Origin of the sequence: Duncaniella dubosii (assembly GCF_004803915.1) — a bacterium.
GTDB lineage: Bacteria > Bacteroidota > Bacteroidia > Bacteroidales > Muribaculaceae > Duncaniella > Duncaniella dubosii.
This window is the reverse complement of the sequence record NZ_CP039396.1, coordinates 1131192-1157981: the sequence shown is the minus strand read 5'-3', so window position 1 is coordinate 1157981 and position 26790 is coordinate 1131192. Positions and strand designations below refer to the sequence as shown.

The following is a 26790-nucleotide window of genomic DNA, read 5'->3' as shown; positions in this document are numbered from 1 at the left end:
CAAAAGCGGAGTTAACTTTGAGGAAAATAAATTCATCGCATCATGAGCAATCAGCTGAAAGTTTACTGCGCCAATATCGGCGAATATCTGCCTGTCAACGGCGGAATGACTTTAAGTGATATATACGAGGGTATCAGAACGCGTATTCCATTTGTGCCGGTCTGCGCACGTGTCAACAACAAGGCAGAAGACCTTTCGTTTCCAGTCTTCACTCCGAAAATGATTGAGTTTATGCCGGTTGACTCCCCGTCGGGTCATCGTTGCTACATTCGTTCGCTGTGTATGATGCTCTACCGCACGGTGGCTTCCATTTATCCGGGAGTCAGGCTTGTCATAAGCCATTCGGTCTCGCGTGGTTACTATTGCCGTCTGAAGGGCATGGATGTCGACAGCGAGGTGTGTGCCCGTCTGAAGGAAGGAATGCGCGATCTTGTCGAGCGCGATTTGCCTTTTGAGCGCAAGGAGCGTCTTACCAAAGATGTAATCGAGATAATGAAAGGGCAGGGACTTCATGAGAAAGTCAAGCTGCTTGAGACTCTCAATGAGCTGTATACGGTATATTATAGACTTGACGGTCTTTGTGATACTTATAACGGCAATCTTGTTCCGCGGACAGGTATGCTCGGGGTTTTCGATCTTGTGCCCTATGAGGAAGGACTGCTGCTGCTCGGGCCGGATCTGGCCGATCCATCCCGTCCGACCATCCAGCTCTCCCAGCCGAAACTTTACAGGGCTTTTACGGATTATCTTGAGTTCAACCACATCATAGGCATCCGCGATGCCGGTGATGTGAATGAAGTTGCCGCCGGCAGCGGCTGCGCCATGATGATAAATGTGGCCGAGGCTCTCCATACGAAATACATCGGCGCTATCGCCGACAAGATTACAGAGCGCTATCACGATGGAGGCGCGAGGGTGGTTCTGATTGCCGGACCTTCGTCGTCGGGCAAGACCACATTCACCAAACGTCTGGCGGTGCAGTTGCTCACCAATCTGTTGAAGCCGGTGATGATTTCTCTTGACAATTATTTCGTTGACCGCCATCACACGCCTCTCGACGAGAGCGGCGACTATGACTATGAGTCGCTTTTCGCACTTGACCTCGAACTGTTCAATGAGCATCTCAACAAATTGATTAAAGGCGAGGAAGTGGAACTGCCATATTACAATTTTGAACGTGGCGAGAGGGAGTATCGCAAGGAGGTCATAAAACTCGATTCGAATTCCATATTGCTCATAGAGGGTATCCACGGCCTTAATCCCGAACTGACACGCGATGTCGATCCGGCGATGAAATACAGGATTTATGTCTCGGCGCTGACGACACTTGCCATTGATGACCACAATTGGGTGTCGACTACCGACAACCGCCTGTTGCGAAGGATTATCAGGGATTACAAGTATCGTGGGACGAATGCTCTTGAGACAATACGCCGCTGGCCGAGTGTGCGCAGAGGTGAGGAAAAGTGGATTTTCCCTTATCAGGAAAATGCCGATTCCATGTTCAACTCCTCACTGCTCTTTGAGCTTGGAGTCATGCGCGACGAGGCCGATAAGGTGTTGAGAAGTGTGCCGAGAGATGTGCCTGAATATGCCGAAGCCTACCGTCTGCGGAAGTTTCTGGGCTATTTCTCGCCCATTCCTTCGACGCTCATTCCGCCGAATTCGCTGCTACGTGAATTCCTCGGAGGATCTTCGTTCCATTATTGAAAATCAATGGGCATACATATAAAAAACACGGGTAGCATTCAACCGCTACCCGTGTTTTTTTGTTGCTGTCGCCGGATTCTATTTGAGCTGTACAGCCTGAAGCAATGGCGTGCAGCCTGAAAGCCCTTCGGCGATTAGTCTGTTGCATCGGTCGACGGCATCGGGAGTGCCGATTGTAAACGGCATTTCATAGAGTTCCGTCACGGCTGCGCCGGGAATAAGATTGTCCATTATCTCCTCTGTCGCGGGTGTGGAGGGAAGGGCGGAGTATTCCTTATATGTCCAACGCGTGAAGGCCGTTGCCGGTCCAACTCCGCGCCGGTCAAGCAAGAATCCGTTGTCAAGCTCAACGGGTTCACATCCTTGCAGGTCGGAGGGGGCAGGGAACGATATGAGCTTCGTGCGTGAAGCATCAAGCGTCACAGGGACATTGACGGCATAGTTTCCGTTGGTCTTATAGATTCTGACTTTCGGAATTTCAGTTGATGGCCGTCCGCCGCGTATCCCGCCGGGATTGATTTGTCCGGGCACAAGGATTGTTGTGGTGGTGTCGGTTTTTTCCACTTCATGCCTGTGGCTCCACCCGACGGCCGTGCCCCCATCGGACGGGGACACGGGGACGGCGGTTTTTGAGGTGGAACATCCGGCTGCGGTTGAGAGGAGTATGATTGCCGGTATGATTGAATGGCCTGACATATTATTTCTTTATAATCTTGACAGATTCGACGCCGTTGGCAGTCGCAACGCGGGCTATGTAGAGACCGGTGGCAAGCCCTGTCACATCGATACGGGCGCTTGAACCGTCAATTTCGACAGGAACCGAAACATAGCTTCCTGAAAGAGAGGCAATGTCGATGCGTGTGATTTCGCTGCCGGCTGTAATGACCGTATAGTCATAGGCGGGGTTGGGGCTTGCGCTCACACCGCGCGGTGTGTCGGCCAGGATGTCGGAAATGCCGGTCTGGTTACTGATAGTGAAATTGATACGGTTGGCGGAAAGTTCATTGTTGTCGACAGGGTTTACAAGGAAGGCCTGATATGTCTCTCCGGGAAGAGCGTTAGGCATCTGGATGGTAAAGTCGACAATCTCTTTCTTTCCGGCTGTAAGAGATATGCGGTCGGAATAGAATACCGCAGGTGTATAGGTGGTGACTCCGGGGAGAATCGGGCCAAGCACATAGACAGGAATCCGATTGAAGAAATATCCAGAGCTGCACGCAACTACCATAGAAACCTTGATATTGTCGGGGGTGACAGAGGTGGCGTTTGCGATGCTCCATATCGGGCTTGAAATCACCGGGTTGCCGGGATTTGCGAGCATGGAGACCTGAATAGGTTCGCAGATCAGTCTGATGCCGTTGGGGCTATTGTTGTCAGCGATGGCCATAGCGAAATAGTAAGATCCTTCCGGAATGCCTGTGGAGTAATCGGGGATTGTCTGAGTCCATGTAGTCTGATATTCAAACGGGCTTGCGACACTGTTGGGGGAGAATTCTTGTGCCATTTGTTCGCCGATTGCGACGGTTGTCTCGGATGTTGTGCCTGTGAGAAGTACACCGAAAATGGTTTGCGAGACGCTCAGAGGTCCTGTCCACAGAGCATTGCCTGTGACCACGAATCCATAACCTTGATAGAGTGGAGTCTCGAATTTAAGATCTTCGACTGCGTATGCTCCGACTTCGGGTACTTCAGCAGTTATTACAACACCATTGCTGTGGAGGGCTATGTAGCCCGGATGGTCGGCGGGGGTCGGCATTATTTTAGACTGGCCTTTGTATGGCTTGTAAACCGGATATAAGCGATAGTCGCCGGCCTTCAATGTAAGTTCGATAGAGAATCCGCCATAACCTGAATATGGACTTATTGTGTCAAGAGGCAGAAAGAGTTCCTCTATGGCTTTTCCGTCATTATCAGTTAATCGGAGTCCGAGCTGGCCGATAAATTCGACGGCAGAGAAATTATAGAACGGGCCGGAGATGCTAAGCACGTTATTCGATGTGACTTCTGCGCTGAACTGGCCTTCGCAGACAATGTAGCTGCTATTGGAGTCAGACGACGGCTTTCTGATGCCGACCACAATGTCCTGACCGATGTTATAGCCGTCAGTGCTGCCTCCTATGCCCTGCGACGAAGGGTCGAGGGCTGTGAGACGGAAATAGCCGTCGCTTACGCCGCCCCAGCCCCAGTTGAAATGGAAATATCCGTCAGACTGGTAGCCGTCGCAGACAAAACAGTGTCCCGCTCCGCTTCCGTTAGCGCCTGAATAGATGACAGGGCCGCATTCTTTAAGATTGTTGTAGATGATTGTCTCCCATTCGTCAAGTCCGTAGAAAGAGCGGAATTCGATGTGTGCGTCTTTGTCGTAGCCGAATGTGTTGACAAGGGCGAGAGGTATGCTGATTGATGGCGCGCCTGAGCCTCCGCGTTGCTCGATGTCATAGTTCATGTTGACCGAGTATCCGCATGCTTTCATCAGTTTTGCCACTGCGGCTGCCTGAGTGGTGTCGTATTGTCCGCGGGTGTAGACATCAAGCATGTTTGCCCAGTCGAAAGTTACGTTGTCTTCTTTCCAGACAAGCTGGCTTTGGGCTGTTGCCCATGTATATGAGAAGTCAGCGTTGAACGATGCCGGCCATTCATGATAGTTCATCACTTGAGCCATTGCGGTGGCCACGCAGCCTGTCACTGTGTAGTTGCCGGCAAGCTGAGGGCAGTCGTTGTTGTAGGGTTCGCCCTGATTCCAGCGGGTCTTTAAAAGGGGCTCGATAGGAGCACGGTCGCCGTTGCTGTACTGCGAATAGGCCGGTGTGCCGTTTTTGGTCGCGGCTTCGATTTCGGCTTTATACTGATTGAGCCACCATCGCAGGTTGTCAGGCATGTTGTCGGGGTCGATAGAGCCGGTCGTGCTGTAGCCGAGCACGGGAGCGGCAACGTCGTCGGCCGATACCACGAGGTAGCCTTCGCTGCCTTGGTCGAAAACATAGAGCGAAGGCGAATTCTGTTCGCCTACGGTCAGGATCGGTGACTTGCGTAGCGGAGCGCGGTGGGTTGCTGATGTTTTACCGTTGTCGAGCGCCCTTGCGAGAGCCTCGGCCGGTGTAAGAGTGCGTGCGTCCACTGAGCTTCCTATCAAGCCAACAAACGAGAGGATAAGTAAAGATTTTCGCATTTTACAGTTTGATTAGTTATGGTTAACTTATAGTTACTAATGTCGGAATCGTTTGCATTATTTTTTGTATAGTATTTAGTGATGAAATTCGTTAATCAGCGGAGATGGAGAGAAAAAGCCCGCATCTGCAACGGCCGGAATTTCAGATGTCTCTTTCAGGCTGTCGTTGATGCAGGCTGTTATGACTATATTGGATTCATAAATAAATTGTATTGAGAACGGTCGGGCTTCATCTCTTATGAAAGCGGTTTTATTGAAATCGCATAGCCTCCTCCGGCAAGTTCGTGGATGCTTAGTTTTGATTTCGAAGTCACGGTCTTCTTGGTGATTGTGTAGCGTGTCTGTCCGTCGACCGTGTTTGCATCGGGTGCTTCGGCATAGATGGTTGCCTCGTATTTTCGTCCCGGATCAAGGAATGAAAGTGCTATCTCGCTCTTCCGGTCGGCAGTTCCGGCGGTTGAGCCGACATACCATTCATCGGAGTTCTTGTCCTTGCGGGCCACTGTCACATAGTCCATCGGTTCGGCTTCGAGATAGACCGAGCGTTCCCACTCGACGGGAACATCCTTGATGAACTGGAAGGCATCGAGATGCTTTTCGTAATGCTCGGGAAGGTCTGCGGCCATCTGTAGGGGACTGTACATGGTCACATAGAGAGCGAGCTGTCCGGGAATGGTCGAAGCGATTTTGGAATTGTTGCCCGGTGTGAAGGTCGACAGGTCGAATTCGAAGATTCCGGGAGTGTAGTCCATCGGGCCACCCTGAAGGCGTGTGAAGGGGAGTATGGAGGTGTGTGTTTTGTCGTTGCCGCCCATTGCCTGATATTCCGTGCCGCGCGCGCTTTCGTTGCCGATGAGGTTGGGGTAGGTGCGGGCGAGACCGGTCGGACGGCTGGCCTCATGGGCGTTGACCATGATTTTGTGTTTTGCAGCTTCCTTCACGGCATGGAGGTAATGGTTGTTGAGCCACTGTGAGTAGTGATATTCTCCGCGTGGAATCATGTTGCCGACATAGCCGCTCTTCACCGCATTATAACCGTAGTCGTTCATGAGCTGATAGGCTTTTTCCATATGGCGCTCGTAGTTGCGGACAGAGCCGGAGGTCTCGTGGTGCATCATCAGTTTCACGCCTTTTGAATGGGCGTATTCGTTCAGACCCTTGAGGTCGAAGTCGGGATAGGGTGTCACGAAGTCAAACACATAGTCCTTCGACTGTCCGAACCAGTCCTCCCAGCCTTCGTTCCAGCCTTCTACGAGCACTTGGTCAAAACCGTGTTCGGCCGCGAAGTCGATATATCGTTTCACTTTTTCGGTATTGGCGCTGTGACGGCCGTTTGGCTTTGTCTTGGTGTAGTCTGTCTCGCCGAGTTTCACGGAGTAGACATCGTCGGTATAGTTCCATGAGCCTGCGCCTGTGATCATCTCCCACCACACACCGATATATTTCACCGGTTTGATCCAAGAGGTATCCTCATACTTTGTCGGGTCGTTGAGGTTGTAGATGAGGCGTGAGGCGAGGATGTCTCGGGCATCGTCTGTGATGATTACCGAACGCCAAGGAGTGTTGGCCGGAGTCTGCATATAACCTTTACGCCCCTGATTGTCGGGAGTCAGCCATGAGTGGAAAGTCATGGTTGTGTCGTTGAGGTTGAGGTGCATGGTCGGGTAGTCGATGGTTCCGGCTTCATGGATGTTGAGATATATGCCGTCGTCTGTTTTCAGCTGGAGTGCCGTCTGCACGCCTGTCGGTGAGAAAGGTGTGGTCGAGGCGTTGTCCGGGTTGATCTTTGAGGGAAAGAGGTCGCGGATTTCGCTCAGACGCGATTTTGTGTAGTTGTATTCCTGGGTGTCGTAGTCGCCGGGAATCCAGTAGGCGGTGTGGTCGCCGGTCATGGCAAATTCCGTGTTTTCCTCCGCGATGACAAAATAGTTGAGATTGGGCTGGCCGGGAAATTCATATCTGAATCCTATGCCGTCGTCATACGCACGGAAGCGTACCACCATCGTGCGGTCGAAAGCAGGCTGGCGCAGTGTGACCGACATCTCGTTATAGTTGTTGCGGATGAGTGTTTCCTCTCCCCATACGGGTTCCCAGTTTTCATCAACGCTGTCGCGTGTGGTGTTGACAAGCTCGAAACCGTCTTTCAGAGACAGAGCATCGGCTGCGGCTTTCTTTCCCTGCTGGTCAAAGCTGTTTCGGCCTGATTCGCTGAACAGGTCAAATCCGAGGCCGGAGGGGGCGATAACTTCCTTGCCTTTGAAATCGACAAAATAGGTAGGGCGTCCGTCGCGCAGTTCGAATGTAAGCGATATGTCTCCGTCGGGAGATGTCAGTTTTTCCGCACCTGACATGCCGTTTGCCACGAGAGCCATACAAGCTAATGCTAAAAATGTCTGATGGTTCATTGTGTGTGGTTGGTGAATTTTGAGGTTAAGAATGAGTAAGTATGATATTGTATTGTGTTATAAATGCAAACTTACGAAAAATTCACTTAACAATCAAGATTTTAAGCAGAAACTTGAACCGGGAGCTGTGGATAAGCCGGCAATCAGCGGCGCTTTTGCCCGCGAGCCTCGGCCTTGTTGACAAGAGACATGTCGATTCTGACTTTTCCGTCGGGATCATTGAGGTCGGCCCACTTGTCGTAAACGGGATAGAGCGAGAGCGGATTGTCGTTATACCAGCTGTAGCCGTTGCGACGCTCGTGGCCGATTTCTTCGAGAGATTTGCGGGGAATGCCGTCGCGGTCGCAGACATAGATTTCGCATTTCTCAAGGTCGTAGAAGCGTCCCCACAGAGGGCCGGCTGTCAGGTCGGCCACAAGACGGGTGTCGGATTCCGGCGATTTGGGTCGGCCTGTGCGTTCCAGACGGTAGCCCATGAGCTTGTTGGCCTCGAACCATGCCATCGCACCGTGTACAGCTTCCTTTATTCTTTTGTCGGGGGCGGGGAGCTGCATGAGCAGACCGACTATCTGTGAGCTTTCGGCCGAGCAGAACGACGGCATCTCGTAGGAGCGTGCGGGAGCTGGGGCAAATGTCTCGCGGTCATGCTGCTGGCACCAGACGGTCGGCTTTCCGTCGACACGTATCTGTGTGGCGAGTATGCAGTCGATTCCTTTTTCGAAGGCTACTCGCAGACGTGTGCGGAGTGTTTCGTCTGTCAGGTTTCCTCCATATGGCTCATGTTGCTCGAAAATGTCGCGCAGAAGTGTGAGTGTATTGGCCATCGCGCCGTCGTTGAAGGTGATGTGTATCTGATATCCCTGCGGATCAGGCCAGAACTGCGGCCATCCGCCATTGGGATACTGTCCTGAGAGAAGATATTCCATTCCTGCGAGAAAAGCGTCGCGGTAACGTGTATCGCCGGTTGCCTGATAAAGCCGTGCGAGGAATGTCATCTGTGTTGTTGTGGCGTTATTGTCGGTGGTCGAATCGTTGCGGCGGTCGCGCTGGGTCTTGATTTCAGCAAGCTCTTCGGGAGTGTGAGGACGGCACATGTCTATGTTCTTGGGCCATCCTCCTGTGACACGCTGGTAGGCGAGCACCTGCTCTCCGATGCGTGCAGCTTCGGGCGTCGTGAAAAATTCTTTGTCGGTGCGGCGCAGTTCGTAATCACGTTTCGGTGCGGCCATAGCGTCGTTGACGATAAAATTGCAGATTAAGGCAATGAATGCAGTCTTGACAAGTCTTTTCATGATATTGCTGATGTGATGATTGTGATTGAAGGTAAATTTTGTATCGCAAATGTACACATAAAAAATAATATTAGGAATTTTTCGTACCTTTGCAATTAAAAATGGGACGATTGCTCGCTATAGACTACGGACGTAAGCGCTGCGGACTTGCTGTGACCGATGTGTTGCAGATAGTGGCCACGGCGCTTGACACTGTGCCATCGGCACAGCTGATACCATATATCAAATCATACGTGGCTCGTGAACGGGTCGACGAAATAATAGTCGGTCTCCCCAAGACGCTCGACGGACAGCCCTCGGAGTCGATGCGTTACATCACTCCTGCCATCAACCGGCTTAGAAAGGAACTTCCCGACATTGAAATAAAATTTTTCGATGAACGTTTCACCTCGACTCTCGCGCATCGTGCCATGATTGATTCCGGCGTTAAGAAAAGCGACCGTCGCGACAAAGCCGCGATCGACCGCATGGCAGCGGTCATCATCCTTAACGGTTATCTCGAAAGCCGCGACATGATGAGGTGAGCAGTGATGCCCGACAGTGAAGATATAGAACTTATAAAAATCATTCCGAATACGAAATGCGTTTACCAGTATATTTATACGGTCATCCGGTGCTCCGCAAGATTGCAGCCCCGGTCTCGTCAGACTACAACGGTCTCAAGGAACTTGTCGAAAAAATGTATGAGACCATGTATGATAGCGAAGGTGTCGGTCTCGCCGCTCCGCAGATTGGACTTTCCGACAGAATCGTTGTCATAGACGCCGATCCTGTCAAAGACAGTTTCCCCGAATGCGAGGGTCGGAAACTCACCCTCATAAATCCGGAAATCGAGATTCTTGACGGTGAGACCGTGGTCCGTGATGAAGGCTGTCTGAGCCTGCCGGGACTTTCTGAAAGAGTTCCTCGTGTGGAAAATATCAGGCTTAAATGGGTCGATGAGAATTTCGAACCTCACGAAGAAGTCATCACAGGTTTCCTCGCGCGAATCGTTCAGCATGAGTGCGACCATCTTGAAGGAATGCTCTATATCGACCATATCTCGATGATACGCAAGCAGCTCATCAAGGGAAAGCTCAACAACATAATCGCCGGGAAGACCCGCTGCGACTATCCCGTCAAATACGCTCCAAAGAGCCGTAAGTGACGGCCGAACATTCCGTAGGAGTCATGGCGGTTATGCGCCTTGAGTCTTGTATTTGCTTCGCAATATAAACAGGGCTGCGGCACCGACGGCTGCAAACGGCACACCGACCAATGCCGGAGAGGCAAGACCGAATCCGTGGTGGATAGCAATTCCTCCGAGAGCCGCGCTAACAGCGTTCGAGACATTGAATGCAATCTGTATGCCTGCTCCTCCGAGCATTTCGCCTCCTTTGGCGAAACGGACTATGAGATATTGCAACGGACCGCCGATGCCGAACAGCGCCCCTGTGGCAAGAAACATCAGCGCGAGTGAGGCTATCTTCACGTCGGCAAAGAGATAGAGCATCGGCATGACTGCAAGCATCGATGCTGCAAGAGTGCCGCACACGCGTGCGACTCCGAAGCGGTCGGCGAGTTTTCCGGCGATGGCGTTTCCGGTGACCATACCTATGCCCGCGAGCATCATGACCCATGTCATGGCTGAACCCGTGAAGCCGGTCACTTTGGTCATTATCGGGTCGACATAGCTGAACCAGCAGTAGACGCTGGCCTGTCCGAAAAAGACACCGGCGTAGATCAGCCAAGGTGCAGCGCTTTTGAGAAAGCGGAACTGGCCTTTCATGCCGGAATCCGGCAGCGGTTCGAGTCGCGGAATCCATGCGCGGATGCCCACCAGCGCCAGTCCTCCGAACAGGGCGACCATTGCAAAAGCGATGCGCCAGTTGAACAGGTTGCTGATAAGTGTTGCGGCCGGTACTCCGGCTACGTTGGCTACGGTCATGCCTCCGACCATCACGGCTACTGCCTGAGCGCCATGTCCCGGCGATGCGAGCCGTGAGCAGACGATAGCTCCTGCGCCAAAGAAAGCTCCGTGGGGCAGTCCTGAGAGGAAACGGGCGCAGAGCAGCATCGGGAAGCCTGTCGAGAGGGCTGCCATTGTGTTGCCCGCTGTGATAATGACTGCAAGCAAGAGCAAAAGCCTCTTCAAAGGCATCTTGCGGAGAAATATGAGCATGGGTGCGCCTATGGCGACACCGAGCGAATAAGCCGAAATCAGGTGTCCGCCGTCAACGACACTGACGTTGACGCTTCGGGTTACATCACTGAGTATTCCCATCATACCGAATTCGGCAATGCCAAGGGCAAAAGTGCCTATGGCCAAAGCTATTAATCCACGTTGCATAACGGCGATCTGTTAGAAACTATTAGAAACTCTATTTATGGATTGGTCCTGTGATTTTTCGGGGCGCAAAATTACGAATTTCATTCCGAACTCCAATGAACCGCATGTAAATTCCAGTCCGTTGTTGCATTAGAATATCATTAAAAAAATAATAAAAACAGTTATATGGCTGACGATAAAAAAGTAATATTCTCGATGGTGGGTGTCTCAAAGACATATCCGCCGCAGAAACAGGTGTTGAAAAACATCTATCTTTCATTTTTCTATGGTGCTAAGATAGGTATCATCGGTCTCAACGGTTCAGGTAAGTCCTCACTTCTGAAAATCATAGCCGGCCTCGACAAGAGCTATCAGGGCGAGGTGGTCTTCTCTCCGGGCTACTCTGTGGGCTATCTCGAACAAGATCCGCAGCTCGATCCCTCCAAGACCGTCATTGAGGTTGTGCGCGAAGGAGTGCAGCCGATCATGGATCTTCTTGCCGAGTTCGATAAGGTAAATGAATCGTTCGGCGACCCGGATGTGCTTGAAGACCCCGACAAGATGGATGCCCTTCTCGCACGTCAGGCAGAGCTTCAGGACAAGCTTGACGCCGCCGATGCGTGGAACATAGATTCTAAGCTCGAACGTGCGATGGATGCTCTCCAGTGTCCGCCCGACGACCAGAGTGTGACCACCCTTTCAGGAGGCGAACGCCGTCGTGTGGCTCTTTGCCGTCTGCTCCTTCAGCAGCCCGACATCCTGCTTCTCGACGAGCCTACCAACCACCTTGACGCTGAGTCGATCGACTGGCTCGAACAGCATCTTCAGCAATATCCGGGAACGGTCATCGCCATCACCCACGACCGTTACTTCCTTGACCACGTCGCAGGCTGGATTCTTGAGCTTGACCGTGGCGAGGGAATACCTTGGAAGGGTAATTATTCCTCATGGCTCGACCAGAAGACCAAACGCATGGCTCAGGAGGAGAAGCAGGCATCGAAGCGTCGCAAGACTCTCGAACGCGAGCTTGAATGGGTGCGTATGGCTCCCAAGGCCCGTCAGGCCAAAGGCAAGGCCCGTCTTTCGAGCTACGACCGTCTTCTCAACGAGGACCAGAAGGAGAAGGAAGAGCGTCTTGAGATTTTCATCCCCAATGGTCCGCGTCTCGGCAGCAAGGTCATTGACGTGCAGGGATTCTCGAAGGCTTTCGGCAAGAAGCAGCTTTTCAAGGATCTGAGCTTCTCGCTCCCGCAGGGCGGTATTGTCGGTGTCATCGGACCGAACGGTGCGGGAAAGACCACTCTTTTCCGTCTGATCATGGGGCAGGAGACTCCCGATGCAGGTACGTTTGAGGTAGGCGAGACTGTCAAGATTGCATACGTCGACCAGACTCACCACGACCTTCTTCCCGACAAGAGTGTCTACGAGGTGATTTCGCAGGGAGTGGAAAGCTTCCGCATGGGTGGCCGTGATGTCAATGCCCGAGCCTATCTTTCGCGTTTCAACTTCACCGGCGCTGATCAGGAGAAAAAAATAGCAGTGCTTTCGGGTGGCGAGCGTAACCGCCTTCACCTTGCAATGGCGCTTAAAGAGGAGGGCAACGTGCTTCTGCTCGACGAACCTACCAACGATATTGACGTGAATACGCTTCGCGCTCTTGAAGAAGGTCTCGACGATTTCGCCGGATGCGCCGTTGTCGTGAGCCACGACCGTTGGTTCCTCGATCGCATCTGCACACACATCCTTTCGTTTGAAGGCGACGGCAATGTGGTCTTCTTTGAAGGTTCATACTCCGACTACGAGGATTACAAGCGTGCCCACAACGACGGCAAAGAGCCTACGCGCCGCCGTTATCGCAAGCTCATGGAATAGTCGGCTGTAGGACAGTTGACATGACAACGGATTCTTGATTTTCATCCGGCCGTCGTTATGACTCTGATTATAATGACGGCGCGGACCGGAAGTCAGGAATCTGTTGTAACATATAAAAATAGTAACTCTTCATAATTATTCATATTCTTTGGGGCTGTCGTCAGACACAAGAGCTTATGACTATTTTACAGGAAAGTTACATTGTGTCTTGGATTGCTTAATTTGAATGGTTACTTATAATCGTTGATATGTCACAGTTCAATGCTTTTGAAGAAGCTCTTGATTTTTCGTTCTGGAAGAATTTATGTGAGACCCGCGGAGAAAGATTGTTTTTCAGGCGTGGCGAATATTTCGTGCATGCCGGTGAAGTGTTGCAGCGTGTAGGGTGGATTGTCTCGGGTGGATTCAAACACTCCCTGACAGATAATGCCGGTCATGCCAAGGCTGTAGGCTTTGTCTTCGAGGATGCGGTCGTCGCCAATTATCTCAGTGCCTTGGCCGGAGAGAAAATGCCTACGGACATAATCGCATTGGAAGATTCGGAAGTGATGGTTGTCCCTTCGTCGTATATATGTGAGATTCTTGACACCCGGCCTGAAGTCAAGGTGAAATTTCTGCAGGTGTTGTTCGGACAAGCCTATGACCATGTGCTTAACATCTACCGTTTCACCCCTGAACAGCGCTACGCACATCTTCTCGAACGTTTCCCACGTATTCTTGACCTCGTACCTGTCGGAGACCTTGCTTCATATCTGAACATCTCCCGCCGGCAGCTTCATCGCTTCCGTAATCAGAAGACGAAATAAAAAATAACGTTGTCACCCGCTGCGGGAGACGATTGTGACATTTGTCACATCTTTCGTCGATTATATTTCATAACTTTGCAGAGTTAAACCTCTGAATAAAGCTATGAGAAATATATCTGATGATCGATCATCAATTTTTTACTAATAGTAGATAATGTTTTTTTATCGCGCTCTGGCATTGATTTAACCTACGCTTTCGATATTGAGCGCAACACTGAATCTGAGGAATAAGAAAAAAGAGATGCAGGAATACTGCTGTCTCTTAACAGCCAACAGTAAAATCATACATAAAGGCAACGCATGGCCACGATGTGAGATCGCAGCCATGCGTTGTTGTTTTTCTACCCGTATTGTTGGGGATCAGTCTTTCCTGATTTCGTGGATATATGCGTTGACTGCGCCGACGAGGAGAGCTCCTCCGACTATGTTACCGAGGGTGGCAGGAATAATATTGGTTGTTATTGCTTCAATTATGCCTATGTCCGCGCCCTCCATCATGCCGAGGGGGATGAAGAACATGTTGGCAATCGAGTGTTCGTAGCCGAGTACTACGAATGCCATTACCGGCAGCCAGCAGCCGAGGGCTTTCTCAAAAAATGTCTTTCCGGAAAGAGCGAGCCATACCGCAAGGCAGACACACCAGTTAGCTCCGATTCCCTTTATGAATACTGTCAGCCATGTCATCGATACTTTTGCTTTGGCAATGTTGATGATGGCTTCGTGGTAGGGTGCGGACGAAGTAAGCCCGCAGGCATAGACCATTATATATGTAAAAGCAATTGCGCCGATGAAGTTTCCGATATATACCATTACCCAGTTACGCATGACAAGCCCGAAGCTGTGGCTGCCTTTTGCGTATGACGGGATGAGGAGGGCATTGTTGCCGGTGAAAAGTTCTGCGCCGAGCACTACCACCAATATAAGACCGATTGGAAACATGCACCCGCTCAGAAGTTTCTGGACTGCCGGATTGGCTTCTGTCAGTTCCGGGAAACCGTAGCCGACAATAAGCGATAAGATTCCGCCAAGAGCTATGTAGACTCCGGCAAGACACGATGCGAGCAGAAGACGCGAGGGATTCTTGACTGTAAGATTAGCTTTGGCTGCGCCGACAGTTGCGGCGGTTTCAGTGATTTCTCTTGGGGTTCTGATTTGCATGTTTCGTTGATACTGTGTTTATTTCTACGTCCGGCGTGAATCGTTCTCCCGCAGGCGCTCCCGTTTTTTCAGAAAAACATGCAGGATGGCAATTATGAGCAATGTGGCGCCGATAACACCGAAGTAGTATAGATAGTTTCCTTGCTGGAATTCGGAATAACCGATGTAGCTCATCACTCCGAGATAAATCAGGAGGATGGACGGGATGACTGTTGAACGTCGTAGTTTCATGGTTTTTAGGTTAAGTTTAAAGTTTTAATTATGAAGTGTCAGGTATTAAGTGGGATGAATCTGTTTAATGGTTGCTGTCAGGAATCGGGAAGAGACAGACTATTGTCCTTCGGCTGTTCCGGAATCGTGGTGTATGTAGGCCGACTCTGCAGGGTCGAAACAGCCGTCCATCAGATGCCGGTAGATTCGCAGACATGCCCATGCGTCGATCGACGCATAGATTTTCTGACCCTGACTCAGCTGGGCGGCTTCCCAGTTGCTCAGACGCTGGCTTTTCGAGATGCGTCCGTTGAAAATTATTCCATATATCTTTTGCAGGCTTGAGTCGGCGATATGGAATGACTTCACGACATTTTGCAGGTCGATGAATTCAGCCGGTTCGAAGCTGGCTATCCTGTGGAGGACATGGAAATCATCTCGCAGCGAAAGCCCGACTTTTGTTACTTTGTCTGATTCCATGAACTCGCGCAGTTCCGGGAAGAAACCGAGTTTGTTAAGACGGAACAGGAATGAATGGTCGAGAGTGGAAATCTGAATCAGCGAGACCGTATTGGTCTGCCCCTTTCGGAAATTTGGTTTTGTCTCGGTGTCGAATCCTACCGCCTTACATGTATTGAGATAGCGGAGGGCTTCCAAGGCATCGGGCATATTTTCAAGCACCGTTATAGAGCCGGCAAATTCTACCGTCGGCAGTCCCGACAGCTGCTCCTTTGATATTGAGATGCTAAAAGAATTGATGTCCATTGGAATATGCGTTTTAGGACGCAAAGTTACTTATTATTGTTGAAATCGCCTAAAAAATGGTTTCAAATAGTGTTAGAGCGTATTTAAAAAGTGTTTTAATCGAGAGTGGGTATTGTGGCGAAGCAGGTGTCCGGGAAGTTGCGGCTGACGTAGCGCCGGAGGAATGCCTGAGAGTCTGCGCTGATGATGCGGTCGGTGTCGAAGTGCTCGTTGTAGATGACGGCGGCGAGCCTTATCCCGCGTGATTTAATGGCTTCAAGTGATAGGATGGTATGGTTGATTGATCCGAGAACTCCGTTGGTCACTAATATTATCGGCAGTTTGCGCGACTCCACATAGTCGATGGTGAAAAAATCGTCGGTGATAGGGACCATCAGCCCTCCAGCCCCTTCGACAAGCACAATGTCGTAGCGGCTGCAGAGAATTTCAGTCGATCTGTCGATGATGTTGAGGTCTATATCTCGTTCGTCCATGCGGGCGGCGAGTTGTGCCGATGCCGGATAAGAGAAGATTATCGGGGCGGTAGTGTGGTCGATATCCTCTGGCAACGGTCCGATACCCATGATTTTTCGGTGAAGGTCTATATCTTCCGAAAAACCGATGTTGCCGGTCTGGATGAATTTCTGGGTTGCCACACTCTTGCCCTCTTTCATGAGGCGCGATGCGATATAGCCGGTGACGTAGCTTTTGCCGGCGTCGGTGTCGATTCCTGAGATGAAATATGCCTGACCCATGTCTTATCTAATAAGGTGGTGATTATATTTTTCTGAATACGATGTAGACCGGTTCGTATGTGACCGGTGCTTGTCCCGTAGGGGTGAGGGGATAGGATGAGAGTATTGTTCGTGCGGAGATGCTGCCGTGTCTGCTGCTAAGGGCGTTGACCCCGGTGAGTTTTACGTGGCGCATAGCATCGGCAGGTGTCTCGAACAGAATGGTGCGTGTCCCGGATATGAGGCTGATTACCGCACATCCGTCGGGAAGCATGCTCCGGAGCGCGTCTACAGACGGATAGTGGCGTCTGCTGTTCAACAGACTTCCTATCTCGGTCATTGTCCCCGGACCGAATGTCGAGAGTATGGCATAGCCGCCTTTGCGGAGTACGCGGGCACATTCGCTCATGAATGTTTTCGGGGAGTTGAACCATTGCATTGTGGATGCGGAAAAAATCATGTCGAGACTTTCGCTTGGGAGTCGGCGGATTTCGATCTCGGCATCACATTCGCGAGCCGATAGCCTGACATCCGGCATGGATTCCTGAATTGACGAGGGGATATGAAGATCCCAGACCTCGATTTTGTCAAGACCGGTCGCCCGGCATAGCATGCGTGTGGTAAGCCCCGTTCCGCATCCGATTTCAAGGACATCCATCGGGCAGGAGGCACCGGTTGATATTTCTTTCAAAGCCTCGGATGCGAAGCTACAGAGGCGTTCGGCGATTTCGCGCTGAACGATGGCATTGTCGTCATAGGTAGTCTCGGCGCGGGTGAACTTTTCGGCGACAAGTCCTTTTTCAGTCAGAAGTGATTGGAAGAGACGGTTGAAATTGGGGAGGTGAGGGCCGTCTATGCGTATTGTCTCGATTGCCTCTTCGCGCCAAGCCTGAATCTGATTGTCGGGTGGAATAATGCGGTCGTCCGAACTTATGACCGCACGCTCCCATAATCCATGCGGAGCGACCGTGCGGCGGTCTGCTATAGCTGTCAGTTCTTCCCGCAATTCCGACGGACTGCGGTCAGGGAGTGTCTCGGAAAAAAGCCGCATTGCCGCACCAGAGCCGCACATGCGCAGATAAAATTTCGACAATGATTTTTCATCAAGACCTTCAAGTGTCCCCCGGAATATATCTTCCGAGATTCCCTTCTGATTGTTGACAGGGTGCATCGTTCCGTTGACGGCTATTCGTGCCGTGACGGGGAGCGAGCGGTGTGACAGCAGGAAATCTGTTGCCGCAGGAACTCCGAATGACCATGCGATGACAGCGATTTCACCGAAGGTTTCCATCGTGCGTTCGAGTCGGTCGGGAAATCTGTTGTCGCGGTAATCCCAGATTACTATTATATGATAACCGGGAAGATGCAGACGGCTGAAAGGTTTCTCGTCCATGCCCCAGCCGGCAAAAATCAGCAGGGCGCGGTCGTGGCTTGAGTTGTCCTTGGCGGGGAATACGTGGAATTTCATGATGAAATCAGTTTTGCGAGTGTTTCGCCAAAGCGGTCGATACAGTCGATGCTCATTGCGCTGCTCAGGCTTATGCGCAGTCTTTCCGTTCCGGGAGGGACGGTCGGCGTGCGTATCGGGAGCACCTTGAAGCCTTCGGCAAGCAGTTTTTCCGAGAGGGATACGGCTTTTTCGGCAGAGCCGGTGACAAAAGGCTGTATGTGGCTTGCGGTGATGGGAAATCCGGGCGACAGTGGCTGGAGATGTTGGCGCAACCGCTCTCCGAGAGCTTTGAGATGGCGGCGCTGTTCATCCATCGCGAGGAATGTCTCAATCATATAATGTGTCCATGCGACAGTCATCGGCGGCAGCGATGTCGAGAATATCAGGCTGCGTGCACGGTTGATGAGGTAGTCGCGTAGGGTAGGGGAGACCGCACAGAACGCACCGGCTGATGCCGCAGCCTTTCCGAACGTCCCTACTATGATGTCGATTTTGTCGAAATTTCCGTTTCCACGGCATAAGCCAAGTCCCTTCGGCCCCTCTACGCCAAACGCATGGGCCTCGTCGACATAAAGCATTGCGTTGGGGTATTTCTCCTTCAGCCCCACGATAGTGTCGATGTCGGCACGGTCGCCGTCCATGCTGTAGACACTTTCCACAACGATGAGCACCCTTTCGTGGGCGGCCGCTTCTTTGGCGAGTATTTTTTCAAGATGTGAAGTGTCGTTGTGGCGGAATCGGGTGAAGGCTGATTTCGACAGAGTGATGCCGTCGATTATGCTTGCGTGGACGAGCTTGTCGGCAACAATCATGGTGTCGCCTGTCGCAAGCGCCTGTATCATGCCGGTGTTCGCATGATAACCGCTGTTGAACAGCAGGCAGGGGCGTCCGTAAAGTTCCGCAAGGAAGTTTTCGAGGTCTTCATATTCTCTCTGGCGTCCGCTGAGAAGGCGCGAGGCCGAGGAAGTCATTGGAATCCGGCGGTTGTAGGCCGAGCTGAAGAAGTGGTCCTGCAACCCACGGTCTGCGCCGAGGCCGAGATAGTCGTTCGACGACAGGTCAGTGACGCTATCGCTGTCGACAAGCTCGCGTGGGATGGAGCGGAAGTTGCCGTCGGCACGGAGGCGTGAGAGTATGTCGGAGTAAGTGTTCACTTGATGCACTCGATCATTTTTTCAATAAGATATTTCAGATCTCTGTCTGAGATTATATATGGTGGCATGATGTAGACGTTGCGTCCGAACGGGCGCACCCAGATGCCGCGTTCGACACATCGCTTCTGGAACTCGCCTACATCGACCGGCTCTTCCATTTCGATTACGCCGATTGAGCCGAGTACGCGGATGTCTCTGACCCCTTTGACGAGGGCGGCTGCGGCGATGTGGCGGCGGATGACGGCTTCGATGTGTGCGACCCGTTGTTTCATGTTCTGCTCGCGCAGCAGTCTGAGCGATGCGACGGCAACGGCGCATGCGAGCGGATTGGCCATGAACGTCGGGCCGTGCATCATCACTCCGGCCTCGCCACGCGAGATTGTATCGGCGACATCGCGTGTGGTAAGGACGGCGCTCATGGTCATGTAGCCGGCAGTCAGCCCTTTGCCGATACACATGATGTCGGGTTCTACTCCGGCATGTTCCCACGCAAAGCATTTGCCTGTGCGCCAGAAGCCGGTTGCAATTTCATCGAAAATCAGATATATACCGGCTTCATCGCAGAGCCGACGGGCTTCGCGGAGATATTGGGGATGATAGAAACGCATGCCGCCTGCTCCCTGTACGATGGGTTCGAGAATCAGGGCTGCAAGTTCGTCCTTGTGTTCCTTGATTATACCGGCGAGAGGCTCTATGTCGGCGGGATTCCAGCGACCGTCAAACGTCACTTCAGGTGCAGGTGCGAAGTATCTGATTGGGAGAGCCGTTCCGAATGCGCCGTGCATTCCGGTCACAGGATCGCAGACGCTCATGGCGTTCCATGTGTCGCCGTGATAGCCGCTGCGGATGGTGACGAAGTTTGTTTTTCTGTGGTCGCCTGACTTTGATACGGCCGCCTGAACGGCCATTTTCATCGCCACCTCGACGGCTACGGAACCGGAATCGGCATAGAAAATGTTGTGCATTGAGGGCGGAGCCATTTCAAGAAGCAGCTTCCCGAGTTCGATGGCCGGAGAGTGTGTAAGGCCGCCGAACATCACATGGCTCATTTTTCCGAGCTGGCGTTGCAGGGCCTCGTTTATCTCAGGATGGTTATAGCCGTGTATGACGCACCACCATGACGACATGCCGTCGATAAGCTCACGCCCGTCGGCGAGGCGTATGCGCACTCCGTCGGCCGATTCCACTTTGTAGGTCGGTAGCGGATTGATGGTTGATGTATAGGGATGCCAGAGATGCTCGCGGTCAAAGCGGTCGTGGAGCGTCTCGCAATCACATATATTATAAATATCGTTTTGTGTTTCGGTATCAGTGAACATGTCTGAATATGTCTTAAAGTTGTTGCAAAGTTAAGTTTTTTTCGTGAGAAAGTAATCATGCCGTAAACATGCCTGAAATTAGCCGGACGGTCATGGTTTTTCGATGACGTATTCAACCTTTTTTGTGAAAGAAATGTTTAATAGATGAAAAAGTGATTGTCAAAGATTTGCTATCAACTCCGGCAAGAGGGCTTTTTCATGTTTCCACTATAAATGATATTTTATTAATCATCAATATTCTAAACGTAAAAAACATTGTTATGAAGAAGTTTTTACTTATGGCAGTAATGGCCATTATGACATTAGGTGCCTCAGCCCAGAGTTGGTATGCAGGAGGTCAGGTAACCTTCGGAAGGACAACAGAATCAGCCAGCGGTATCAAGAGCACTCAGGTGACAGTCCTCCCGGAACTCGGTTATAATGTGACAGATAACTTCGCTCTTGGTGCGATACTCGGCGCTTCTTACAGGAAGTCAGGCGGCGAGGAGAAGACTGTTTTCAAGGTTAATCCTTATGCTCGCTATACTTATTTCAGCTCAGAGCGTGTGGATCTGTTTGTCGACGGTGGCGTTGATTTCGGCATCGGCCGCGCTCACGGACACACAGCTGTGGAATACGGAATCGGATTCCGTCCCGGTGTCGCCCTCAATCTCAGCGAGAAATTCAGTCTTGTAGCACACGTCGGTTTCCTCGGATATCAGGGTGGCAACCGTCCGGCGAAGAACAATGGAGCACCCGAAAACTGGGGTCTTGATCTCAACAGCAACAACCTCATGTTTGGTTTCTACTACCACTTCTAAAAAAATTGTGACAAATCCGGGGTGAAATGTAATCTGAACCCGTTTTGCACCGTGAATGATAAAAATAAGAAGTCCGTCTGTTTCGCACTTGAAACAGACGGACTTCTGTGTTATTGCAGGTTCTGTGTATAATTGTGGCTTGAGTATGTTTATTGTGATATAAGTGCGGAGGGAACTATACCTTATTTTGACTTCTTTACAAGCTTGAGTGCCGTGTCCATAGCTTTTGCGGCCGGGACAGCGATGTCCGGGATAGTGCCGTGGATGTCGTTTTCGTCGGCGCGGAATTGCCAGAAACGTTTGAATGACACGGAACACTGCAGACGGGATACCGGCATGCGGTAGCTGAGCACATCGCCGAAGCAGACGTTCATGCCACCTGTCTCCTCGCCGATGACTGTTCCCATGCCGCATTCCTTGAATGCCCAAGCAAATGAACCGGCCGACGAGAATGTCTTGTTTGAGGTCAGGAGATAGACATTTCCGTCATAGTGGCCTTCGTCGGCTGTGCGCGGAACGATGTATTGGTCGGGAGTAGCTTCCCAAAACATGAACGTCGGCACGATGTCGGGGGCTTTCATGAGTTTCTTTGTGAGCGGGGTTATTTTGACGAGCGCCTTGTCCATCTGCATATATGGTTCGGGGGTGATGTAGCGGAGCAGTCTGTCACCCACAGAACTGTTGCCGCCTCCGTTTTTCCGCAGGTCGATGATGAGGTTGCCTATTTTGTTTTTGCGCAGGGCTGTGAACATCGAGTCTGCAAAACTTTCCATGCGCCCGACATCGCTGAATTCACGGAAGTCCATGATGGCGACATTGTTCTTTTTATCAATCGTGAATGAATACGGATTATCCGAGCCTGATTCGGGCAACGCCGGGCTTCGTCTTTTTGCTTCGTCAAACGATATTGCCTGATATGTGACTGACAGCGGTTTCTTTGCGCCTTCGGGCAGATAGCTTATTTCGAACGTGTCGGCCGGAAAGAGCATGTGGCGCAGGGCCGGGAAGGAACTGTCGATTCGCGAGAGCTTGAAGTGTTCGCGCTCGCCGGCTACAAAGGGCATCATTGCGTCTATCATCTCAGTGTCAGTGTGGCCGTTGATGCTCAGAATCTTCGCGCCACGGGGGATTATGGAGTCTAGGCTCGAACGGCAGACGATTGACTTGTCACTGAGCACGTCAACCCACACCGGCATCCGTTTGAGCTCTTTGGTAAAGACTTTGCTGTAGGGGAATGTAAGGTTGGTATGCCCGTCGCCTATCATGGCCACTATCGGAGCAGTCCTACGGTAGAGCTCCATGACGCTGACCGAGTCCGGGAGAGAGGCTATCGCCGTGTTGACTGCGCGGAAGAAGTCGGCCTGTCTGCAGGTCGAGAAAATGTCGGGGTGTATCTGGCTCAGGCTATATACGAGCGCGTTGATGTCAAATTCGGCCTGCTTCCGGCTGAGAAGTCCGGACGGAGCTTTTTTAAGGAGTGCCGGGTCAGGATTTTCGTAGGGGTTGGCAGCCGTGCAGTTGACTCTTACGCGTGCGGTGTCGCCTTTGGCTGTCAGGATTATGAAATCTTTTGACTGCCATTCGTCGAGTGTGATGTTGAGCGTGTCGGTGTCGGTGGCAAATGTGATGTTTTTCGCAGTCGTGTCAAGCACATCGGTCTTCGGGCCGGGTATCAGCCGCCATCCGCCGTCGGCTTTCCGCCCGTCGAGTATGAGGGTAACAGGATCGATGGTTGTTTTCAGTGTTGTCTGTCCGCATATAGGCATATCCGTTATGGAAATCGTGATGACGGCGGCCGCAATGAGTGTCTTTAGGCTAATCATGATTGAAGGATGCTTTTTGATTGGTTATATGATTATAAGACGTGATAATCATTCGTTAGTTACAGACATATTGTATTTTTATGAAAAATTAATAGTTTTACTGCCAAAATTATGGATATGGATAAAAAAAGAGCTATATTTGTGAAATTGAATCAGACGATTCGGTATTTTTATATTAACCGTTTAAAAACACAGTTTCAGCTATGAAAAAGATTATTGCAGGTGTTGCGGGACTCGTTATGGCAATGGGTGCGCAGGCTCAGACAGGTTTATGGGATAGCGGTAAGCCGGCTCAGCCGGTCACTTTCGGAGTCCGTGCCGGCATGAATGTGGCCAATGTCGGAGGCGACGAGGATGATGCCAAGTCGAAAATAGGATTCTTCGGAGGCTTGGGTGTGGATTTCAATATCGTCAACAGTCTGTCGATTAATTCAGGTCTGTTCTTCACACAAAAAGGATGTAAGAGTGACGACATGGATATGGATGTAGAGGGGTATGAAGTAGAAGCAAATGCGCGTTTTACCATGAACTTTATCGAACTTCCCGTCTATCTTTCTTATCGTCTGCCTCTTAATCTGAAAAGTTCAGTGCAGGTGTTTTTTGGCCCGTATTTCGACTATGGAGTATATGGCAAGGCTACCGGTGATCTTAAGTTCAGGGGTGAAAAAATAAGCCAGAGTATGGATCTTTTTGACGATGACTATGATTTCAAGCGATTCCATGTGGGTCTTGGACTCGGGGCGGCCTACACTTGGTCGCGTTTATCAGTAGGGCTTTCATACCAGTGGGGACTGACGGAGGTTGCCGCTGACGCGGGATCATATTGGAATAATTTCAATATCTCGGTCGGATATAATTTCTGATTGCCGGGAATCGGATGATGTATGCACAGCCGCAGTGGCTGCCGGATAATTACGGTGGTCGCTGCGATTGTCGTTATTATACGGCGGGTTATCAGCCTTAATTTAAGGATTTATAATAAAGACAGTCAGATTTTATTGGGTAATTTCGGAAAAATTTCAGTATATTTGCACTGCGTTTTATACCCTCTTATGTGACTTTAACTGAAAAGAGGGTCTAATTCCATGATGCATAGCTTCTTAGGAACTAAATCAGTATTTGATACAATATGATAGCATTGGCAATTCAAAATGCGACTTTGGCCGTGGTAGCACTCCTGACCGGTGTGGCTCTCGTGGCTATAGCTCTTTGGCTTGCGGGGCTGATATCGCCCCGCTCATTCAATCCTCAGAAAGGAGAGGCATACGAGTGCGGTATCCCGACACGTGGTGAATCAATGGCTCAGTTCAAGGTGGGCTATTATCTTTTTGCCATCCTCTTCCTGATGTTTGACGTTGAGACGGTGTTTCTTTATCCTTGGGCGGTGCGAGTGCACGAACTCGGGACTTCCGGTCTCACAGCCATAGCCGTCTTTTTTGGAATTATAGTGCTGGGCCTTGTATATGCCTGGCGGAAAGGAGCTCTTGAATGGAAGTAACTACGCAAGGCATGCCCTATGAGGCATGGAAAGACAATGAATACATCGAGAAGCTCGTCAAGGAGCTTCAGGAGAGCGGGACGAACGTAATCGTCGGCTCACTCGACAAACTTATCAACTGGGGGCGTTCCAACTCGATCTGGCCGCTCACTTTCGCCACCAGTTGCTGCGGCATCGAATTCGTGTCGCTCGGAGCAGCCCGCTATGACATGGCGCGCTTTGGCTGGGAAGTTGCCCGTGCGTCGCCCCGTCAGGCCGACTTCATGATGGTGGCAGGAACGATTGTCCACCGCATGGTGCCGGTGTTCCGCCGCCTTTATGACCAGCTTGCCGAACCCAAGTATGTCATTGCCTGCGGCAGCTGTGCGATTTCCGGCGGCCCCTTCAAGAAGAGCTACCATGTGGCTATGGGAATCGAGGATATTGTGCCTGTCGACGTTTTTGTCCCCGGCTGTCCTCCCCGTCCTGAAGCCATGATCTACGGTATCATGCAGCTTTCACGTAAAATCAAGGTCGAAAAGTTCTTCGGTGGAGTAAACCGTCAGGAGAAGCAGGAGGAATTCCTCAAAGCTCATCCCGTAGCAGGTGTGAATGACTGACACCGGCGGCCTTCTCTCCTCTGAATAAATCAATCATTAGAATCAAGAATAACGTTCCATACACCTTATTATAATTATGTCCAACATCCGGGAAAAGATTTTAAGCGTGTTGCCCGAAGCTGTCATTGAAGACGGCGACATCATGCGGGTGACCGTCCCTGACGCAAAGTGGCATGACTTCGCCAAGACACTCCGCGATGACAGTGACCTTGCCTTTGACTTCCTTGTAACCATCGTCGGCATGGACTGGAAAGAGAATGGCATGGGCTGTATCTATTATCTGACCTCGACCAAACACAACACCCATATTTCGGTGAAGGTTATGGCCACAGGCGACCGCGAACAGCCTCTGATCCATTCAATTCACGATCTTTGGGCCATCGCTACCATTTTCGAGCGTGAAGTCTATGACTTCTTCGGGATAATCTTCATCAACAATCCCGATATGCGCCGTCTCTTCCTCAACATCGACTGGAAGGGCTATCCGTTGCGCAAGGACTACGACGCTGATCCCGCCATCAATCCCGTTTCGATTGAAAACGAGCGTCAGACCGACTTCACCGATGTCTGGACCGAGGATGCCGAGGGTAAGGTCGTGAAACATGAACGCCGTATTTTCAAACCCGAAGATTTTGTGGTCAATATCGGCCCGCAGCACCCCGCCACTCACGGCGTGCTCCGTTTCCGCACAGCGGTCGACGGTGAAATCATCAAGAAAATCGACATATATCTCGGTTATATCCACCGCGGTGTCGAGAAAATCTGCGAGGGACTCACTTATCCCCAGACCCTCCACTTCATGGACCGTCTCGACTATTTCTCGGCACATCCCTATCACCACTGCCTCTGTATGGCAATCGAGGAGGCTGCCGGCATCGAGATTTCCCGTCGCGCACAGGTGATCCGTGTGCTTATGGACGAGCTTTCACGTATTGCCTCTCACTGCCTGTTTATCGGAACTTACTGTATGGACCTTGGTGCGACCACCATGCTGTTCTACACCCTGCGTGTCCGCGAACAGATTCTTGACATCATGGAGAAGACCTGTGGCGCGCGCATGACATTCAACTATGACTGCATCGGCGGTGTCATGCAGGATCTGCATCCCGATTTCGTCAAGGACGTGCATGCGCTTCTTGATGTCCTCCCCGCCAATATCAAGGAATACAACAAGATATTCACCGGCAACGTCATCGCCAAGAACCGTATGGAGAATGTCGGAGTCCTCACACGTCACGATGCCATCTCTTGGGCTGTCACAGGCCCTAACGGTCGTGGTTCGGGCTGGGCTTGCGACGTGCGCAAGTGTGAGCCTTACAGCATCTATTCCGAACTTGAATTTGACGAGGTTGTCCGCACTGAAGGCGACTCTATGGCCCGGTTCAAGGTCCGCATGGACGAAATGGTGCAGAGCGCGCGCATAATCGAACAGCTTATCGACAACATCCCCGAGGGTGACTATTGCGTGAAAGTCCCGAAGGTCATCAAGCTTCCTGCCGGAAACTGGTTCAAGATGGTTGAGGGCTGTCGCGGCACATTCGGTGTCTACATCGAGAGCGACGGAACAGCCAATCCCTACCGTCTGAAGCTTGCCACTCCCTGCCTCCCTGCAGCGGCCGTGGTCGACCATATAACCGACGGACAGAAGATCGCCGACCTTATCACCATCGGAGGCTCGCTTGACTACATTGTCCCCGACATTGACCGTTGATAAGGCAATGGATTTCTAAAAAGAGTGA

General features: G+C 51.3%; 22 protein-coding genes and 1 pseudogene. 10 read left to right on the top strand and 13 right to left on the bottom strand.

The window, feature by feature from the left end; genetic code table 11:
- Positions 1–42: 42 nt before the first annotated feature.
- Positions 43–1710 (top strand): nucleoside kinase, encoded by a 1668-nt coding sequence (locus E7747_RS05055; protein ID WP_136414509.1) that lies wholly within the window; start codon positions 43–45, stop codon positions 1708–1710.
- A 78-nt stretch (positions 1711–1788) separates the two neighbouring features.
- On the opposite strand, the gene E7747_RS05050 is transcribed toward E7747_RS05055, so the two are convergent.
- From E7747_RS05050 to pelA, 4 genes are all read right to left on the bottom strand, one after another.
- A complete protein-coding gene (locus tag E7747_RS05050) occupies positions 1789–2406 on the bottom strand; it encodes a hypothetical protein (RefSeq protein WP_136414507.1) in 618 nt (205 codons plus the stop codon).
- 1 nt (position 2407) lies between these two features.
- Complete coding sequence (locus E7747_RS05045) at positions 2408–4879, bottom strand: thiol protease/hemagglutinin PrtT (RefSeq protein ID WP_136414505.1); 2472 nt, start codon at positions 4877–4879, stop codon at positions 2408–2410.
- A 236-nt stretch (positions 4880–5115) separates the two neighbouring features.
- Entirely contained in the window at positions 5116–7284 is a 2169-nt protein-coding gene (locus E7747_RS05040) for a glycoside hydrolase family 97 protein (protein ID WP_136414504.1), read from the bottom strand.
- A gap of 143 nt (positions 7285–7427) precedes the next feature.
- Positions 7428–8576 carry a pectate lyase gene (gene pelA, locus E7747_RS05035; protein ID WP_136414502.1) on the bottom strand — a complete coding sequence of 383 codons (1149 nt, stop codon included), beginning with the start codon at positions 8574–8576 and terminating at the stop codon, positions 7428–7430.
- Between the two features lie 101 nt (positions 8577–8677).
- On the opposite strand from pelA, the gene ruvX reads away from it, so the two are divergent.
- Together ruvX and def are read left to right on the top strand one after the other, a co-directional pair.
- Complete coding sequence (gene ruvX / locus E7747_RS05030; RefSeq protein WP_136414500.1) at positions 8678–9100, top strand: Holliday junction resolvase RuvX; 423 nt, start codon at positions 8678–8680, stop codon at positions 9098–9100.
- 56 nt (positions 9101–9156) lie between these two features.
- Positions 9157–9723, top strand: coding sequence for a peptide deformylase (gene def, locus E7747_RS05025; RefSeq protein WP_123613840.1), 567 nt, complete (start codon positions 9157–9159; stop codon positions 9721–9723).
- A 30-nt stretch (positions 9724–9753) separates the two neighbouring features.
- On the opposite strand, the gene E7747_RS05020 is transcribed toward def, so the two are convergent.
- Entirely contained in the window at positions 9754–10905 is a 1152-nt protein-coding gene (locus E7747_RS05020; protein WP_123613841.1) for an MFS transporter, read from the bottom strand.
- A gap of 165 nt (positions 10906–11070) precedes the next feature.
- Between E7747_RS05020 and ettA the strand changes: the two genes are divergently transcribed.
- A complete protein-coding gene (gene ettA, locus E7747_RS05015; protein WP_123613842.1) occupies positions 11071–12756 on the top strand; it encodes an energy-dependent translational throttle protein EttA in 1686 nt (561 codons plus the stop codon).
- 248 nt (positions 12757–13004) lie between these two features.
- Complete coding sequence (locus E7747_RS05010; RefSeq protein WP_136414498.1) at positions 13005–13562, top strand: Crp/Fnr family transcriptional regulator; 558 nt, start codon at positions 13005–13007, stop codon at positions 13560–13562.
- 360 nt (positions 13563–13922) lie between these two features.
- Here the strand turns inward: E7747_RS05010 and E7747_RS05005 are convergent, their stop codons facing one another.
- The 7 genes and pseudogenes from E7747_RS05005 to bioA all read right to left on the bottom strand — a co-directional run.
- A complete protein-coding gene (locus E7747_RS05005; protein WP_136414496.1) occupies positions 13923–14720 on the bottom strand; it encodes a formate/nitrite transporter family protein in 798 nt (265 codons plus the stop codon).
- A 24-nt stretch (positions 14721–14744) separates the two neighbouring features.
- Positions 14745–14951: a hypothetical protein gene (locus tag E7747_RS05000; protein ID WP_123613845.1), complete on the bottom strand. Its 207-nt coding sequence runs from the start codon at positions 14949–14951 to the stop codon at positions 14745–14747.
- A gap of 99 nt (positions 14952–15050) precedes the next feature.
- Positions 15051–15695 carry a 3'-5' exonuclease gene (locus tag E7747_RS04995; protein WP_123613846.1) on the bottom strand — a complete coding sequence of 215 codons (645 nt, stop codon included), beginning with the start codon at positions 15693–15695 and terminating at the stop codon, positions 15051–15053.
- Positions 15696–15790: 95 nt separating this feature from the next.
- Entirely contained in the window at positions 15791–16429 is a 639-nt protein-coding gene (bioD, locus tag E7747_RS04990; RefSeq protein WP_136414494.1) for a dethiobiotin synthase, read from the bottom strand.
- A gap of 22 nt (positions 16430–16451) precedes the next feature.
- Positions 16452–17876, bottom strand: a complete 1425-nt coding sequence (locus tag E7747_RS04985) for a pimeloyl-ACP methyl esterase BioG family protein (RefSeq protein ID WP_136414492.1) — start codon at positions 17874–17876, stop codon at positions 16452–16454.
- Positions 17873–19012, bottom strand: a complete 1140-nt coding sequence (locus E7747_RS04980) for an aminotransferase class I/II-fold pyridoxal phosphate-dependent enzyme (RefSeq protein ID WP_168185236.1) — start codon at positions 19010–19012, stop codon at positions 17873–17875. The genes E7747_RS04985 and E7747_RS04980 overlap by 4 nt, the downstream gene beginning before the upstream one ends.
- Positions 19009–20265: pseudogene (bioA, locus tag E7747_RS04975) on the bottom strand (adenosylmethionine--8-amino-7-oxononanoate transaminase); the annotation flags it as partial. The pseudogene bioA and the gene E7747_RS04980, both read right to left, overlap by 4 nt.
- Positions 20266–20591: 326 nt before the next feature.
- On the opposite strand from bioA, the gene E7747_RS04970 reads away from it, so the two are divergent.
- Positions 20592–21131 (top strand): outer membrane beta-barrel protein, encoded by a 540-nt coding sequence (locus E7747_RS04970; protein WP_136414486.1) that lies wholly within the window; start codon positions 20592–20594, stop codon positions 21129–21131.
- A gap of 182 nt (positions 21132–21313) precedes the next feature.
- Here E7747_RS04970 and E7747_RS04965 read toward each other — a convergent pair whose 3' ends face one another.
- Entirely contained in the window at positions 21314–22954 is a 1641-nt protein-coding gene (locus E7747_RS04965; protein ID WP_136414485.1) for a S41 family peptidase, read from the bottom strand.
- Between the two features lie 203 nt (positions 22955–23157).
- On the opposite strand from E7747_RS04965, the gene E7747_RS04960 reads away from it, so the two are divergent.
- The 4 genes from E7747_RS04960 to E7747_RS04945 all read left to right on the top strand — a co-directional run bounded on the left by E7747_RS04960 (position 23158) and on the right by E7747_RS04945 (position 26762).
- Positions 23158–23817, top strand: a complete 660-nt coding sequence (locus tag E7747_RS04960; protein WP_136414483.1) for a porin family protein — start codon at positions 23158–23160, stop codon at positions 23815–23817.
- Between the two features lie 266 nt (positions 23818–24083).
- Positions 24084–24452 carry an NADH-quinone oxidoreductase subunit A gene (locus E7747_RS04955; protein WP_123613855.1) on the top strand — a complete coding sequence of 123 codons (369 nt, stop codon included), beginning with the start codon at positions 24084–24086 and terminating at the stop codon, positions 24450–24452.
- The gene (locus E7747_RS04950) at positions 24443–25051 is read left to right on the top strand and encodes an NADH-quinone oxidoreductase subunit B (RefSeq protein WP_123613856.1); all 609 of its coding nucleotides are present in this window, start codon (positions 24443–24445) and stop codon (positions 25049–25051) included. Before E7747_RS04955 ends, E7747_RS04950 begins: the two co-directional genes overlap by 10 nt.
- A gap of 76 nt (positions 25052–25127) precedes the next feature.
- On the top strand, positions 25128–26762 hold the full coding sequence (locus E7747_RS04945) for an NADH-quinone oxidoreductase subunit D-related protein (protein WP_136414481.1): 1635 nt from the start codon (positions 25128–25130) through the stop codon (positions 26760–26762).
- Positions 26763–26790 lie beyond the last annotated feature (28 nt).